This window comes from Kitasatospora sp. NPDC059327 (assembly GCF_042752535.1).
GTDB lineage: Bacteria > Actinomycetota > Actinomycetes > Streptomycetales > Streptomycetaceae > Kitasatospora.
This window is the reverse complement of record NZ_JBHYYB010000020.1, coordinates 61,046-74,810: the sequence shown is the minus strand read 5'-3', so window position 1 is coordinate 74,810 and position 13,765 is coordinate 61,046. Positions and strand designations below refer to the sequence as shown.

Here is a 13,765-nt window from a genome sequence, read left to right as displayed (position 1 = left end):
AGAGTAGTGGCCCCCGGTCGGCCGGACCCACGGGCCCGGGGCGCCCCGGACGCCCCGGAGGGCTGCCGGGGCCGGACGGTAGGATCGGTGGGCACGTACGCACCGGTTCAAAGTGCGGCCAGACCCCGACCGGGCTGCCACGCACCTTCCCCAGAAAGGCCTGCGTAGCCGATGGCTCCCCGCCTCTCCATCGTCGTTCCGATCTACAACGTCGAGCGCTACCTCGTGGAATGCCTCGACTCGATCGCCGCCCAGACCTTCACGGACTTCGAGTGCGTCATGGTCGACGACGGTTCGAAGGACGGCAGCGCGGCACTCGCCGAGGCGTACGCTGCCCAGGACTCCCGGTTCCGGCTGGTCCGCCAGGTGAACAAGGGCCTCGGCGCGGCCCGCAACACCGGCATCCGCCACATCGACCCGGACGCCGAGTTCCTCTGCTTCGTCGACTCCGACGACTCGATGCCGCCGAGCGCGTACGAGCTGATGATCAACACGCTCGACGAGACCGGCTCGGACTTCGCCACCGGCAACGTGCTGCGGTTCCGCGCGGTGGGCTACTACCAGTCCGGCGGGCACTCGCGGCCGTTCAAGGAGACCAGGCTCAAGACCCACGTCACCGAGATCCCCGCGCTGGTCACCGACCGCACGGCGTGGAACAAGGTGTACCGCCGCTCCTTCTTCGACGCGGCCGGCCTGCTCTACCCCGAGGGCATCCTGTACGAGGACGCCCCGGTCAGCGTGCCGCACCACTACCTCGCCACGAGCGTGGACGTGCTCTCCGAGCCGATCTACCACTGGCGCGAGCGCGAGGTCGGCGAGATGTCGATCACACAGATGCGGACCAACCCCAAGGGCCTGGTCGACCGTGTCACCTCGGTGGAGCTGGTCCGCACCTGGCTGAAGAAGCAGACCGACCCGCGCTTCGCCGAGTACCTGCGCTCCTACGACGAGAACACCCTCGTCGAGGAGATCCCGATGTTCTTCTGGTCCGTCGTGGACGGCGACAAGGAGTACCGGGACGCCTACCGGAAGAACGTCGGCCGGCTCCTCCGGGCGATCGGCCCCGACCAGGTCCGCAAGCTGCGCGCGCCGCTGCGGCTGAAGTACCACCTGACCCTCTCGGGCCGGATCGACGAGTTCGTCGAGCAGATCAAGTACGAGGGCGAGAGCAACGGCGGTGTCGCCGCCCGCGGCCTGCTGCGCCCCTACGCGGACTACCCGTTCCTGCGCGGCGGGCGCAAGAGCGTGCCGGCCGGCATCCTCAAGCTGGACAACTCGCTGGTGATGCGCAGCCGGCTGTACGAGTCGTCCTGGGAGGACGGCAAGCTCCAGCTGACCGGGCACGCGTACCCGGAGCAGCTGGGCGCCGAGAACCGGCACGACATGGTCCGGGTGCTGGTGCTGCGCGAGGCCAAGGGCCGCCGCGTGCTGGCCGTGCCGACCCGCACCCAGTACAGCCCCGAGGCCACCGCCAGCTGCCACCACGACCTGTACAACTGCGACTGGGCCGGCTTCACCGCCGCCATCGACCCGAAGCGGCTCAAGCACCGCGGCCAGTGGAAGGACGGCAACTGGCGCGTCCTGGTGGCCGGCGCCGGCAAGGGCGGCGTCTACAAGGGCCGGATCTGGGCGGGCTGGAGCGACACCGCCCAGTACCTCCCCGCGCACTGGGTCGAGCCGGACGTGCGGATCGTGCCGTGGGTCCGCGACGGCAGCGTCTACCTGCGGGTGGAGACGGTCCGGACCCGGGTGACCGGGCTGGCCGTGCGCGACGGCCGGGTGGAGATCGCCGGCGCGGCCCGTCCCGGCCCGAACCTCGCCGGGGCCCGCTTCAAGCTGACCCACGTCGAGTCGGACCGCGAACTGGTGTTCCCGATGGAGCTGACCGCCGCGGTCGGCACCCTCCAGCCGTTCACCGTCTCCTGCCCGGTCGACGAGCTGACCGCCGTCCGCGAGGCCTGGGCCGAGCTCGACCCGATCGCCCCGGAGCGGGCCCGTGACCGCTGGGACACCGCCATACTGCTCGCCGACGGCACCACCGTGCCGGTGGCCTGGGACGACCGAAACGCGCCCGAGCAGCTGCACCTGGCCCTGAACCCGGACGCCCCGGTCGACGCGCGCCGCGCGCTGTACTCGAAGCCCTCCCCCGGCGGCTACCTCCAGCTCTCCGACCAGCTGCTGCAGCCGGTGGTCACCGAGGTCGCCTCGCGCGGCACGGACGGCTTCCTGCTCAGCGGCACGTTCCCGCTGCCCGGTGCGCACCGCTGGGAGCTGGTCGTGCGGCACAACTGGCGCGAGGAGGAGCACGTCTACCCCGTGGAGATCGCGGACGGCGGGTTCCGGGCCGCGCTGCCGGCGGTGCCGACGGCCTCCTTCGCCGGCCGGGTGCCGCTCGCGCAGGGCACCTGGGACGTCTTCTTCCGCCCGCTCGGCGAGCCGGTCGACACACTCGCGACCCGGTACGCGCTGATCGCGCCGGACTGCTTCGGCGCGCTGCCGCTGGAGGTGGAGTCGCGGGGCAAGCGGATCGTGCTGGAGCGCCGCCACTACGACGGCCTCTCGCTGGAGTCGCACTCCGCGCTGCTGCCCGAGGAGCGCAGCGGCTACCGGCAGCGCCAGCAGCGCACCGTCGACTACCCGTCGGCCCGCCGGCTCCCGCTGCGCGACACCGTGCTCTACAACGTCGCGCTCGGCGGCCTCTACGCGGACTCGCCGCGGGCGATCCACGAGGAACTGGTCCGTCGCGGCCTGCCGCTGGAGCACCTGTGGGGCAGCGACGACCTGCAGGCCGACCTGCCGCAGTCGGCGGGTGCGATCCGGCTCTGGAGCCCCGAGTGGTTCGAGACGCTGGCCACCGCCAAGTACATCGTCACCAGCGCGCACCTGCCGGACTTCTTCGTCCGCCGTCCCGGCCAGGTGGTGGTGCAGACCTGGCACGGCACCCCGCTGAAGCAGATCGGGTACGACTTCGAGAAGGTCTGGTTCACCGACGCCAACTACCTGAAGGGCGTCGTCAAGGAGGTTCCGAACTGGAGCCTGCTGGTGGCCGGCAACAGCTGGTCGGCCCCGGTGCTGCGCCGCGCGTTCGACTTCAAGGGCGAGATCCTGGAGAGCGGCGCGCCGCGCAACGACCTGCTGTTCGCCCCCGACCGGGAGAAGACCGCCGAGCAGGTCCGCGAGCGGCTCGGACTGCCCGAGGGCAAGAAGGTCGTGCTCTACGCGCCGACCTTCCGTGAGGACCGCCGCCGCCCCAACGGCGGCTACCAGATCGACCTGCGGATCGACCTGGAGGCGGCCAAGGCGGCGCTCGGGGACGACCAGGTGCTGCTGGTCCGCCGGCACAGCGTGATGTGCGGCCAGATCCCCGACGCCGGCAACGGCTACGTCTGGGACGTCGGCAGCTACCCCGACATGGCCGAGCTGCTGCTGATCGCGGACGTCCTGGTGACCGACTACTCGGCGACGCTGTTCGACTTCGCGGCCACCGGCAAGCCGATGCTGTTCTTCGCCCACGACCTGGAGCACTACCGCGACAACCTGCGCGGCTTCAGCCTCGACTACGAGGCGGAGGTGCCCGGCCCGCTGCTGGCCACCTCCGAGGAGCTGGTCGCCGCGCTGGGCCGGGTGGACACGCTGACCGAGAAGTACGCCGAGAAGTACACGGCGTTCCGCGAGGCCTACTGCGACCTGGACGACGGCCAGGCCGCGGCCCGCGTGGTGGACGGCATGCTCCGCCAGCGGTAACCGGCACCGCCCCGAGGCGCCCGACGCGATCCGCGTCGGGCGCCTTCGCGTTTCCCGGGAGTTGCCTGGGAGGCAACCCGACCTTTACGCGTACATTGCACTCGAACACGTGTTTCGCGAACGAATTTCTCAGCAATTTCTGCCGGACCGTACAGTTGACCCCGGGTGTCCTTTCGGTATTCGATATCGACTCGGCCCCCGTCCGATTCCCCTCGGCACGAAGGCCCCCGGACCACCGCCATGGATCGGGATCCCGTCCCGAAGGGCCACCCCATGCCTGTCCTCACGCGGTTCGTCCTCCCGCACGCCACCCCCCACCCGCCCGACGAGCTGCCCGCCGCCGACGAGGGTGTCTCCTTCGGCCTGCTGCGCGCCCGCTGGACGGCCCGCGGCCTCGAACTCACCGGCTTCGCCCGCCCCAACGACCTGGACACCGCCCGTCCCGGCTCCGCCTGGACCTGGCTGACCCTGCTGCGCGACGAGGACGAGCCGCCCGTCCACCTCCGCTCCCGGCCCCGCCGGCTGCCCGAGGTCACCGACGACAGCGCCCAGCCCGACCACAACCACGACTGGTCCGGCTTCACCGCCCTGGTCGAACCGCGCCGGCTGCGGCGCGGCGAGGAGTGGCTGCTCGGCGACTGGCAGATCGGGGCCACCCTCTTCACCCGCCCCCGGCCCACCCGGCTGCGCCGCCAGTACGGCGCCCTCGCCCCGCACTGGTGCGGCTCCGGCGAGTACCCGCCGGCCCGCTGGGTCGACCGCGACGTCCGCCTCCAACCGCACTTCGCCGACGGCCGGCTGCGCCTGCGGCTCGAACGCCCCGGCGTCCGGCTCACCCACGCCGCCCCCGACGCGGACGGCCTCGACCTGCGCGGCACCGCCCAGCACTGCCCGCCCGGCACCGCGCTGCGGCTGCGCCACCGGGAGAGCGACGCCGTCCTGCTGCGCCCGGTCGCCCGGGAGGGGAACACCTTCGCCGTCCAGCTGCCGTACCGGCCGTTCACCGCCGACGGGCGCGGCGCCGGCCCGCTGGAGCACTGGGACGCCGAACTGCTGCGTCCGGACGGCTCCACCGAGCAGCTCACCCTGGACGAGCGCGGCGGCCCGGTGGCCGGCCAGCACGCGCTGCCCGGCGCCCCGGACCGGGCGCTCTACCTGAAACACCTCGCCGACGGCCGGCTCCAGCTCTGCGTCCAACCCGCCGCCGGCTACGTCGAGCGGATCGCCGTCCGGGCCGGCGGCTTCGACCTCACCGGGCACTGCCCCGGCGGCGAGCCGCTCGACCTCGTGCTGCGGCACACCGGGACGGCCGGCGAGGTCCGCCACCCGGTCGACCGCGGCGCCGACGGCCGCTTCCGGGTCCGGCTGCCCGCCACCCGGACCGGCTCGGACGGCACCACCCTGCCGCTGCGCAAGGGCGTCTGGGAGGCGTCGCTGCACCCGGCCGGCCGTCCCGGACCGGCCCGGCCGTTGATCGCCGCGCCCGCGGTGCTCCCCGCGCTGCCCGCCGCCACCGCCGCCGGCGGAAAGCGGATCCTGCTCCAACGGCGCTGGCACGACACCCTGCTGGTGGACTCCACACCGGTCCTGTCCCCGGCCGAGCGCAGCGCCTGGACCCAGGGCCGGCAGCGCACCGACGCGTACCCGGCCGCCCGCCGGGAGCCGCTGCGCGACGCCGTGCTGTACGACGTCTTCGGCGGTCGCGGCTACGCCGACTCACCACGCGCCGTGCACGCCGAACTCGCCCGGCGCGGCGAACCGTTGGAGCACCTCTGGGTGGTCGACGACGCCCAGGCCGAGCTGCCCGCCGGGGTCCGCGCGGTGCGGATCTGGAGCCCCGAGTGGTACCGGGCGCTGGGCACCAGCCGGTACCTGGTCGGCAACACGCACTTCCCCGACTTCCTGGAGCGCCGGGAGGGCCAGGTGGTCGTCCAGACCTGGCACGGATCGCTGCTCAAGCGGATCGCCCACGACGTCGAGAACCCCTGGCTCGCGGACCACGGCTACCTGGAGGCACTCGACCGGGAGACCCCGCAGTGGAGCCTGCTGCTCTCCCCCAGCCCGTTCGCCACCCCGCTGCTGCGCCGGGCGTTCCGCTACGGGGGCGAGATCCTGGAGTCCGGCTACCCGCGCAACGACGTCCTGGCCCGGCCGGACGCCGGGCGGGCCGCGGCCGTCCGGCGCCGGCTCGGCATCCCCGACGGCAAGCGCGTCGTGCTCTACGCCCCGACCTGGCGCGAGGACCAGCGGCGCGGCGACGGCGACGGGTTCCGCCTCGACCTGCGGATCGACCTCGACCACGCCCGGCGCGCCCTCGGCCGCGACCACGTCCTGCTGATCCGCCCGCACGCGCACGTCCGCGAGCCGCTGCCGGGCACCGGGGACGGCTTCGTGTTCGACTGCGGGGACTACCCCGACGTGCAGGAACTGCTGCTGATCACCGACGTGTTGGTCACCGACTACTCGTCGATCATGTTCGACTTCGCGATCACCGGCCGCCCGGTGCTCTTCTTCACCTACGACCTGGAGCACTACCGCGACACGCTGCGCGGCTTCTCCTTCGACTTCGAGGCGCTGGCCCCCGGCCCGCTCGTCCCCACCTCGGCCGGTCTGCTGGACGCGCTGCGCGGGCTCGCCGACGACGGCTCGGGCCCGCCGGCCGGGTACCGGGAGCGCTACCGCGCCTTCCGGGCGACGCACTGCGGACTGGAGGACGGTGGCGCCGCGCGCCGGGCGGTCGACCGGATGCTCGACCTCGGCCGGGCGGGCGCCCGCCCGACGCCGTAGCCCACCGCCCCGGCCGACGCCGCGGCCCGGACCGGCGGTCCGGGGCGCCGGTCCGGCGCGGTCGACCGGCCCGGGGCGCACCGCCGGGCGGGGGCGCGGGTCAATCGAAGGTGTAGGAGCGCCAGGGGCGCCAGACCTCGTCGGCGTCGAACCGGGAGAGGCCGAACCCCGGCACCGCGAACGCCGCCCGGAAGCCGCGGACCTGTTCGTACGCCTGGTCCAGCACGTCCTCCGACAGCCCGTGCGCCACCGTGACGTGCGGGTGGTACGGGAAGGCCAGCTCCCGGGCCAGCGGACCGGAGCGGATGTCCGCCTCCAGTAGCCGGCACTCCTGGGCACCCTCCTCGACCCGGACGAAGACCACCGGCGAGACCGGGCGGAAGGTACCGCTGCCGCGCAACAGCATCCGGAACGGCCGGTGCGCGCGGGCCACCGCCGCCAGGTGCTCCTCGATCTTCGGCAGGTCCTCCGCCGCCACCTCGGTCGGCGGCAGCAGGGTGACGTGCGTGGGTATCGACCGGGCCAGCGGATCGCCGAACCCGGCCCGGGCGTCCTGGACCGCCGCGCCGTACGGGTCCGGAACGCTCACGGACACGCCGATGGTGACGATCCCGGGCACGTCTCCCGGGGCCGCGGCGCCCGCCGGCGCGGAGAGCGAGGAGCGACAAGCGGCCGACGGGGCGGGGCACGCCGCGGCGCCGGACGCCGGCACCGGGTCCTGACTCCCGGAGGAGAAGGGCGCGTCGCCGCCACCGTCGGGCAGGCTCGTCTCCGGCGTCACCGCTTGGCGGCCTGGAGGAAGCCGATCCGGTCGTACACCGTCTCCAGCGTCTGCGACGCCACCGCGCGGGCCTTCTCCGCACCGATCGCCAGCACCCGGTCCAGCTCGGCCGGGTCGTCCAGGAAGGTGCGGGTGCGCTCCTGGAAGGGCGTCACCCACTCGGTGAACAGGTCGGCCAGCTCGGTCTTCAGGGCGCCGTACATCCGGCCCTCGAAGTGCGCGACCAACTGGTCGATCGACTGGCCGCTGAGCGCGGAGTGGATGCGCAGCAGGTTGGAGACGCCGGCCTTCTCCTCCTCGTCGTAGGAGACGACGGTGCCGGTGTCGGTGACGGCGCTCTTGAACTTCTTGGCGCTCGTCCTCGGCTCGTCGAGCAGGTTCACCAGGCCCTTGGCCGAGGAGGCGGACTTGCTCATCTTGGCGGCCGGGTCCTGGAGGTCCAGGATCTTCGCCGTCTCCTTGAGGATGTACGGCTTGGGCATGGTGAAGGTCGGGCTGTAGCGGGTGTTGAAGCGCTCCGCGAGGTCCCGGGTGAGCTCCAGGTGCTGGCGCTGGTCCTCGCCGACCGGCACCGCGTCCGCCTGGTAGAGCAGGATGTCGGCGATCTGCAGGACCGGGTAGGTGAACAGGCCGACCGAGGTGCGGTCGCTGCCCTGCTTGGCGGACTTGTCCTTGAACTGGGTCATCCGGGCGGCCTCGCCGAAGCCGGTCAGGCAGTTCATCACCCAGCCGAGCTGCGCGTGCTCGGGCACGTGGGACTGGATGAACAGGGTGCAGCGCTCCGGGTCCAGGCCCGCGCCGAGCAGCTGGGCGGCGGAGATCCGGGTGTTCTGGCGCAGCGTCGCCGGATCCTGCTCCACGGTGATCGCGTGCAGGTCGACCACCATGTAGAAGGCGTCGTTGGCCTCCTGGAGATCGACCCACTGACGGACCGCACCGAGGTAGTTGCCCAGGTGGAACGAGCCGGAGGTGGGCTGGATGCCGGAGAGCACCCGGGGACGGTCCTTGACCGGACCAGTGACCGCTGCGTTGACCATGCGGGCCATTGTTCCAGTTCCACCGACCGGTCAGGAAACCTCTGCCCCTGGAGGTTCCGACAGTGTGACCGCACTCACCCCGACCCGGGCGATCCGGCGGCCCTCCAGCTTCGTCACCGTCAGCCGGACCTCCTCGGCCCCGATCGGGATCCGGACCTGGTCACCGTCGACGGGCAGCCGGCCGAGCGCCGCCACCAGACAGCCCGCCACCGTCTCGTAGGGGCCCTCGGGCAGTGTGACGCCGGTCTCCTCGGTGAAGTCGCCGAGGTTCAGCAGGCCGTCCAGCTCCATGGCCCCGCCGGCCAGTCGGCGGGTGGTGCTCGGCTCCTGGGAGTCGTACTCGTCGCGGATCTCGCCGATCACCTCCTCGACCAGGTCCTCCAGGGTGACGATGCCGGCGGTGCCGCCGTACTCGTCCACCACGATGGCCAGGTGGTGGCCCTCGCGGCGCATCTCGCCCATCGCGGCCAGCACCCGCTTGGTACCGGGCAGCAGCTTGATCGGGCGGGCCAGGTCGCGCACCTTCACCGCCTGCTCGCCGCGGGCGCCGTACAGGTCGCGGACGTGGACGAACCCGGTGACCGCGTCGTAGCTGCCCTCGACCACCGGGTAGCGCGAGTGCGGCGAGGAGTCCGCCTGCTCGCGGACCTCGGCGAGCGGGCGTTCGGCGTCCAGGAAGGTCACCTCGGTGCGCGGGACCATCACCTCGCGCAGCTGACGCTCCCCCGCGGCGAACACATCGGCGATCAACGCCCTTTCGTCGCTGCCGAGTTCGGTGTTGGTGGCGACCAGGCCGCGGAGCTCCTCGGAGCTCATCGAGCCGCGGCCGGCCGCCGGGTCGCCGCCGAGCAGGCGGACCATCAGGTTGGTGGAGTGACCGAGCAGCCAGATCGCCGGGCGCAGTGCCACCGACATCACGTCCACCACCGGGGCGGCCAGGACGGCGATGGAGTCCGCGCGCTGCAGGCCGATCCGCTTGGGGGTGAGCTCACCGAGCACCAGCGAGGCGTAACTGATCACCAGGGTGAGGCCGACCAGGGCGAGCGCGTCGGCGAGGCCCTCGGAGAGCCCGGCCCGGACGAACAGCGGTGCCACCTTGCCGGCCAGGGTGTCCGCGCCGAAGGCGGCGGAGAGGAAGCCCATGCAGGTCACCCCGACCTGCACGGCGGCCAGGAAGCGGTTCGGGTCGGCCGCCAGGTGCGCGGCCCGGGCCGCGCGCCGGGTCCCGCGCGCCTCCAGCGACCTGATCTGGCCCTCGCGCAGCGAGATCAGCGAGATCTCGGCGACGTTGAACAGGCCACCCAGCATGATGAAGACGAGGACGAGAGCCGCGTCCTCCAGGGTTTCGTTCACAGCGGGTCAGTGTAGGGCGACGGCCCGCCGTCTCCGGTGAAGGAGGCGGCGGGCCGTCGGAGGTCCTGCCGGGGTCGGGCCCGGACGCCGGGCCCGGATGGCTCAGATGAGGCCGAGCTCCGCGACGGCGTCGCGCTCCTCGACCAGCTCCTGGACCGAGGCGTCGATGCGGCCGCGGGAGAAGTCGGAGATCTCCAGACCCTGGACGATCTCGAACGCGCCGTCCTTGGTGGTGACCGGGAAGGAGGAGATCAGGCCGGCCGGGACCCCGTAGGAGCCGTCGGAGACGACACCCATCGAGGTCCAGTCGCCCTCGGCGGTGCCGTTGACCCAGGTGTGCACGTGGTCGATGGCGGCGTTGGCGGCCGAGGCGGCCGAGGAGGCGCCGCGGGCCTCGATGATGGCCGCGCCGCGCTTGGCGACGGTCGGGATGAAGTCGCCCTCCAGCCAGGCCTGGTCGGCACCGACGGCCTCGAAGGCCGGCTTGCCGGCGATCTCGGCCTGGAAGATGTCCGGGTACTGGGTGGCCGAGTGGTTGCCCCAGATGGTGACCTTCTTGATCTCCGACACGGCGGCACCGGTCTTGACGGCCAGCTGGCCGAGCGCGCGGTTGTGGTCCAGGCGGGTCATCGCGGTGAAGCGCGAGGCCGGTACGTCCGGGGCGTTGCGCTGGGCGATCAGGGCGTTGGTGTTGGCCGGGTTGCCGACGACCAGGACCTTGATGTCGTCCGCGGCGTGGTCGTTGATGGCCTTGCCCTGCGGGCCGAAGATGCCACCGTTGGCCTGCAGCAGGTCGCCGCGCTCCATGCCCGCGGTGCGCGGACGGGCGCCGACCAGCAGGGCCACGTTGGCACCGTCGAAGGCCTCGTCGGCGCTGGCGGTGATCTTGATGTCGCGCAGCAGCGGGAAGGCGCAGTCGACAAGCTCCATCGCGGTGCCCTCGGCGGCCTTCAGACCCTGCGGGATCTCCAGGAGGCGCAGGTTCACCGGCACGTCGGCGCCGAGCAGGTGGCCCGAGGCGATGCGGAAGAGCAGCGCGTAGCCGATCTGGCCGGCCGCTCCGGTGATGGTGACGTTGACGGGGGTGCGGGTCATTTCTACCTTCTCCAGCAAATCGCCAGGCGCCCCAGGCACACCGGCGCACTGGAGCCGAGGATGATCTCTCGACATCGAGAGACCGGCGTCAGGTTATCGCAAAGCGAAGCGTACGCCGCGGGTGCGGTGGTGGCTGATTGGTCACAGACGATGACGACCCCCGCCCGGTGCGGGCGGGGGTCGTCGGGACGGTTCGGGCGGTCGTGCCCGGCCGGTCAGTGCTTGGGACGCCCGATCAACTGCCCGATGTTGTCCAGCAGCGGGATCTCCAACCAGGGGTTGGGCTGGGCCATCAGGGTCAGCAGCACGATCGAGAGACCGAGGAAGGTCAGCACGATCACGTCGGTGAACCGGCTGCGCACCGCCAGCATGCCGACCTCGGGCAGGACCAGCCGCAGCAGCGCGCCGAGCAGGACGCCGCCGCCGAGGATCAGCAGCCCGTACTTGAAGCCGTCCTTGAAGTCGGCGAACCAGGTGACGGCCAGCCCCGCGCCGACCATCAGCAGCACGACGGTTATCGGCCACTGGCGCACCGGCAGGGCGTGCTCACGTCCCAGCGCCGCCGCCGAACCCTCGGGGGGCAGCGTCCCGGTGGTCTTCACCGGCCTGCGCCGGGAGCGCACCGGCCGTGGCTCGCTCATGCGCCCACCTCGCCGCGTTCGGCCGCCGCGTCGCGAAACGCGCAGCTCCCCGGCGTTCGCTCGGTCCGCCCGTTCATAGCCCGCCGTCCCTCCGGTGTCGGATCGCTGGTGTCAGATGCCGGCGCGGCGCTCGGCCGCCACGACGATGTTGTTCAGCAGCATGGCGCGGGTCATCGGGCCGACGCCGCCCGGGTTCGGGGAGATCCAGCCGGCCACCTCGGCCACGCCCGGGTGGACATCGCCGACGATCTTGCCCTCGCTGCGGCTGACGCCGACGTCCAGCACGGCCGCGCCGGGCTTGACGTCCTCCGGCTTGACCAGGTGCGGAACACCGGCGGCCGCCACCACGATGTCGGCCTTGCGCAGGTGGTAGGCGAGGTCCCGGGTACCGGTGTGGCAGAGGGTGACGGTGGCGTTCTCGCTGCGCCGGGTGAGCAGCAGGCCGATCGAGCGGCCGACGGTGACGCCGCGGCCGATCACGACGACCTCGGCGCCGTTGATCCCCACGCCGTGGCGGCGCAGCAGCTCGACGATGCCGAGCGGGGTGCAGGGCAGCGGACCCTCGATGCCCAGCGCGAGGCGGCCGAGCGAGGTGGGGTGCAGGCCGTCGGCGTCCTTGTCCGGGTCCATCAGCTCCAGCACGGGGTTCTGGTCCAGGCCCTTGGGCAGCGGGAGCTGGACGATGTAGCCGGTGCAGGCCGGGTCGGCGTTGAGCTCGCGGACGACGTTCTCGACGTCCTCCTGGGTGGCGGTGGCGGGCAGCTCGCGCTGGATCGAGGCGATGCCCACCTCGGCGCAGTCCTTGTGCTTGCCGTTGACGTACCAGCGGCTGCCGGGGTCGTCACCGACCAGGACAGTGCCGAGACCGGGCGTGACGCCCTTGGCGCGAAGGGCCGCCACGCGGGCGGCGAGTTCGGACTTGATCGCGGCGGCGGTGGCCTTGCCATCGAGAATCTGCGCAGTCATGACCCCATTCTCCCGGATCCGGGAGGCGGACCGCGCCAGCCCCGGTGGCGCCCGCCCCCGGGCCCCCCGACGGTTCGCCCCCCGGGGCCCCGGCGGTTCGAAAGCGTTCGGAGCACGTTGCGGTTGCGCCACAGTCCGGTCCGCCACGCGGGCGCGGCTGGACAGCGCCGGGCCGTCCGGTTGACGATAAGCGGGCATTCCCTGCCGCCTCCGGCCCGGTGACGGGCCGACGGACACACCGGCGGGGCGTACCCGGGGGAAGAACAGAGTGAGCCGACCACACCACACCGTGCCGCCCGACCGCCACGGCCGCGTGCTGCCAGGACCGCAGCCGTCGATGCTCCCGTTCGCGCCGCGCCGGCGCCACCCACGTTCCTGAGCCGTACCGGCGGGCGCCGGACCGTTCGCGCCCCCGTTGTCACCGCGCTCCGCTATCGTCCCGTCCGCCCGGCAAGGTCGGCCCGCCGGTGCGTTCCGGGCCCTGCGCTGCCCTGTCCCACGTCCCCACATCCTGCCCGGAGGCATCGATGAGTTACCCGCCCGATCCGAACAACCCGTACGGCCAGCAGCCCCCGCCGCAGGGGTACGGCTACCCGCAGCAGGCCCCGCCGGCCGCCGGGTACGGCTACCCGCAGCAGCCGCCGCAGGCCCCGCAGTACGGCGTGCCGCAGCAGCCGGCCTACGGGTACGCGCCGATGCCGGGCACCATCCAGGCCAACAACGGCTACATCAACATCGCCCAGCTGGGCACGGTGAAGATCGCCACCATGGGGCAGCGGTTCCTGGCCCGGCTGATCGACGGCCTCGCGATCGGCGCGGTCGTCGCGCTGGTGATGGCGCTCGGTCTGGCCAGCGCGCTCGGGATCGCCAAGGACAGCCAGGACTGCAGCGCCAAGTACACCTACGGCGGCTCCAACTCGGCGTACTACGACTGCCTGAACGCCAACAACGACGCCGCCGCCGGCTTCTTCGTCACCATGATGGTCATGGTCGGCGTGCTGTCGGTGTTCAACCTGCTCTACGAGTGGCTGATGGTCTCCTTCGCGGGCGCCACCCTCGGCAAGCTGGCCCTGGGCCTGCGCGTCGTCAAGGAGAGCAACGGCCAGGTCCCCGGCCTGGGCGGCGGCTTCATCCGCTTCATCATCCCGATCGTCGGCGCCTTCCTCTGCTACATCGGCGCGGCGCTGGTCTACCTGTCCCCGTTCTTCGACAACTCCGGGAAGCTGCAGGGCTGGCACGACCGTGCCGCCGGCACCCTGGTGATCAAGAAGTAACGCGCACCGGACGCACGACAGAGCGGCCCGGCCCCCTCCCCGGGGGCCGGGCCGCTCTGTCACGTCGTCACCCCGCCGGTGTCGCCA

General features: G+C 72.5%; 9 protein-coding genes. 3 read left to right on the top strand and 6 right to left on the bottom strand.

Annotation, left to right across the window (positions count from 1 at the left end; genetic code table 11):
* Positions 1–171: 171 nt before the first annotated feature.
* A complete protein-coding gene (locus ACFXHB_RS15085) occupies positions 172–3,744 on the top strand; it encodes a CDP-glycerol glycerophosphotransferase family protein (RefSeq protein WP_380574576.1) in 3,573 nt (1,190 codons plus the stop codon).
* Positions 3,745–4,017: 273 nt separating this feature from the next.
* The gene (locus tag ACFXHB_RS15080; protein WP_380574575.1) at positions 4,018–6,531 is read left to right on the top strand and encodes a CDP-glycerol glycerophosphotransferase family protein; all 2,514 of its coding nucleotides are present in this window, start codon (positions 4,018–4,020) and stop codon (positions 6,529–6,531) included.
* Positions 6,532–6,631: 100 nt separating this feature from the next.
* On the opposite strand, the gene ACFXHB_RS15075 is transcribed toward ACFXHB_RS15080, so the two are convergent.
* The 6 genes from ACFXHB_RS15075 to ACFXHB_RS15050 all read right to left on the bottom strand — a co-directional run bounded on the left by ACFXHB_RS15075 (position 6,632) and on the right by ACFXHB_RS15050 (position 12,404).
* Positions 6,632–7,120 (bottom strand): 2'-5' RNA ligase family protein, encoded by a 489-nt coding sequence (locus ACFXHB_RS15075; protein ID WP_380574574.1) that lies wholly within the window; start codon positions 7,118–7,120, stop codon positions 6,632–6,634.
* Between the two features lie 188 nt (positions 7,121–7,308).
* Positions 7,309–8,304 carry a tryptophan--tRNA ligase gene (trpS, locus tag ACFXHB_RS15070; protein ID WP_380574646.1) on the bottom strand — a complete coding sequence of 332 codons (996 nt, stop codon included), beginning with the start codon at positions 8,302–8,304 and terminating at the stop codon, positions 7,309–7,311.
* Between the two features lie 75 nt (positions 8,305–8,379).
* Positions 8,380–9,702, bottom strand: coding sequence for a hemolysin family protein (locus ACFXHB_RS15065; RefSeq protein WP_380574573.1), 1,323 nt, complete (start codon positions 9,700–9,702; stop codon positions 8,380–8,382).
* Between the two features lie 102 nt (positions 9,703–9,804).
* Positions 9,805–10,797 (bottom strand): malate dehydrogenase, encoded by a 993-nt coding sequence (locus ACFXHB_RS15060; RefSeq protein ID WP_380574572.1) that lies wholly within the window; start codon positions 10,795–10,797, stop codon positions 9,805–9,807.
* A gap of 215 nt (positions 10,798–11,012) precedes the next feature.
* Positions 11,013–11,438: a DUF3017 domain-containing protein gene (locus ACFXHB_RS15055; RefSeq protein WP_380574571.1), complete on the bottom strand. Its 426-nt coding sequence runs from the start codon at positions 11,436–11,438 to the stop codon at positions 11,013–11,015.
* 111 nt (positions 11,439–11,549) lie between these two features.
* Positions 11,550–12,404 carry a bifunctional methylenetetrahydrofolate dehydrogenase/methenyltetrahydrofolate cyclohydrolase gene (locus ACFXHB_RS15050; protein WP_380574570.1) on the bottom strand — a complete coding sequence of 285 codons (855 nt, stop codon included), beginning with the start codon at positions 12,402–12,404 and terminating at the stop codon, positions 11,550–11,552.
* Between the two features lie 527 nt (positions 12,405–12,931).
* On the opposite strand from ACFXHB_RS15050, the gene ACFXHB_RS15045 reads away from it, so the two are divergent.
* Positions 12,932–13,678: an RDD family protein gene (locus tag ACFXHB_RS15045; protein ID WP_380574569.1), complete on the top strand. Its 747-nt coding sequence runs from the start codon at positions 12,932–12,934 to the stop codon at positions 13,676–13,678.
* The last annotated feature ends 87 nt before the right edge of the window (positions 13,679–13,765 follow it).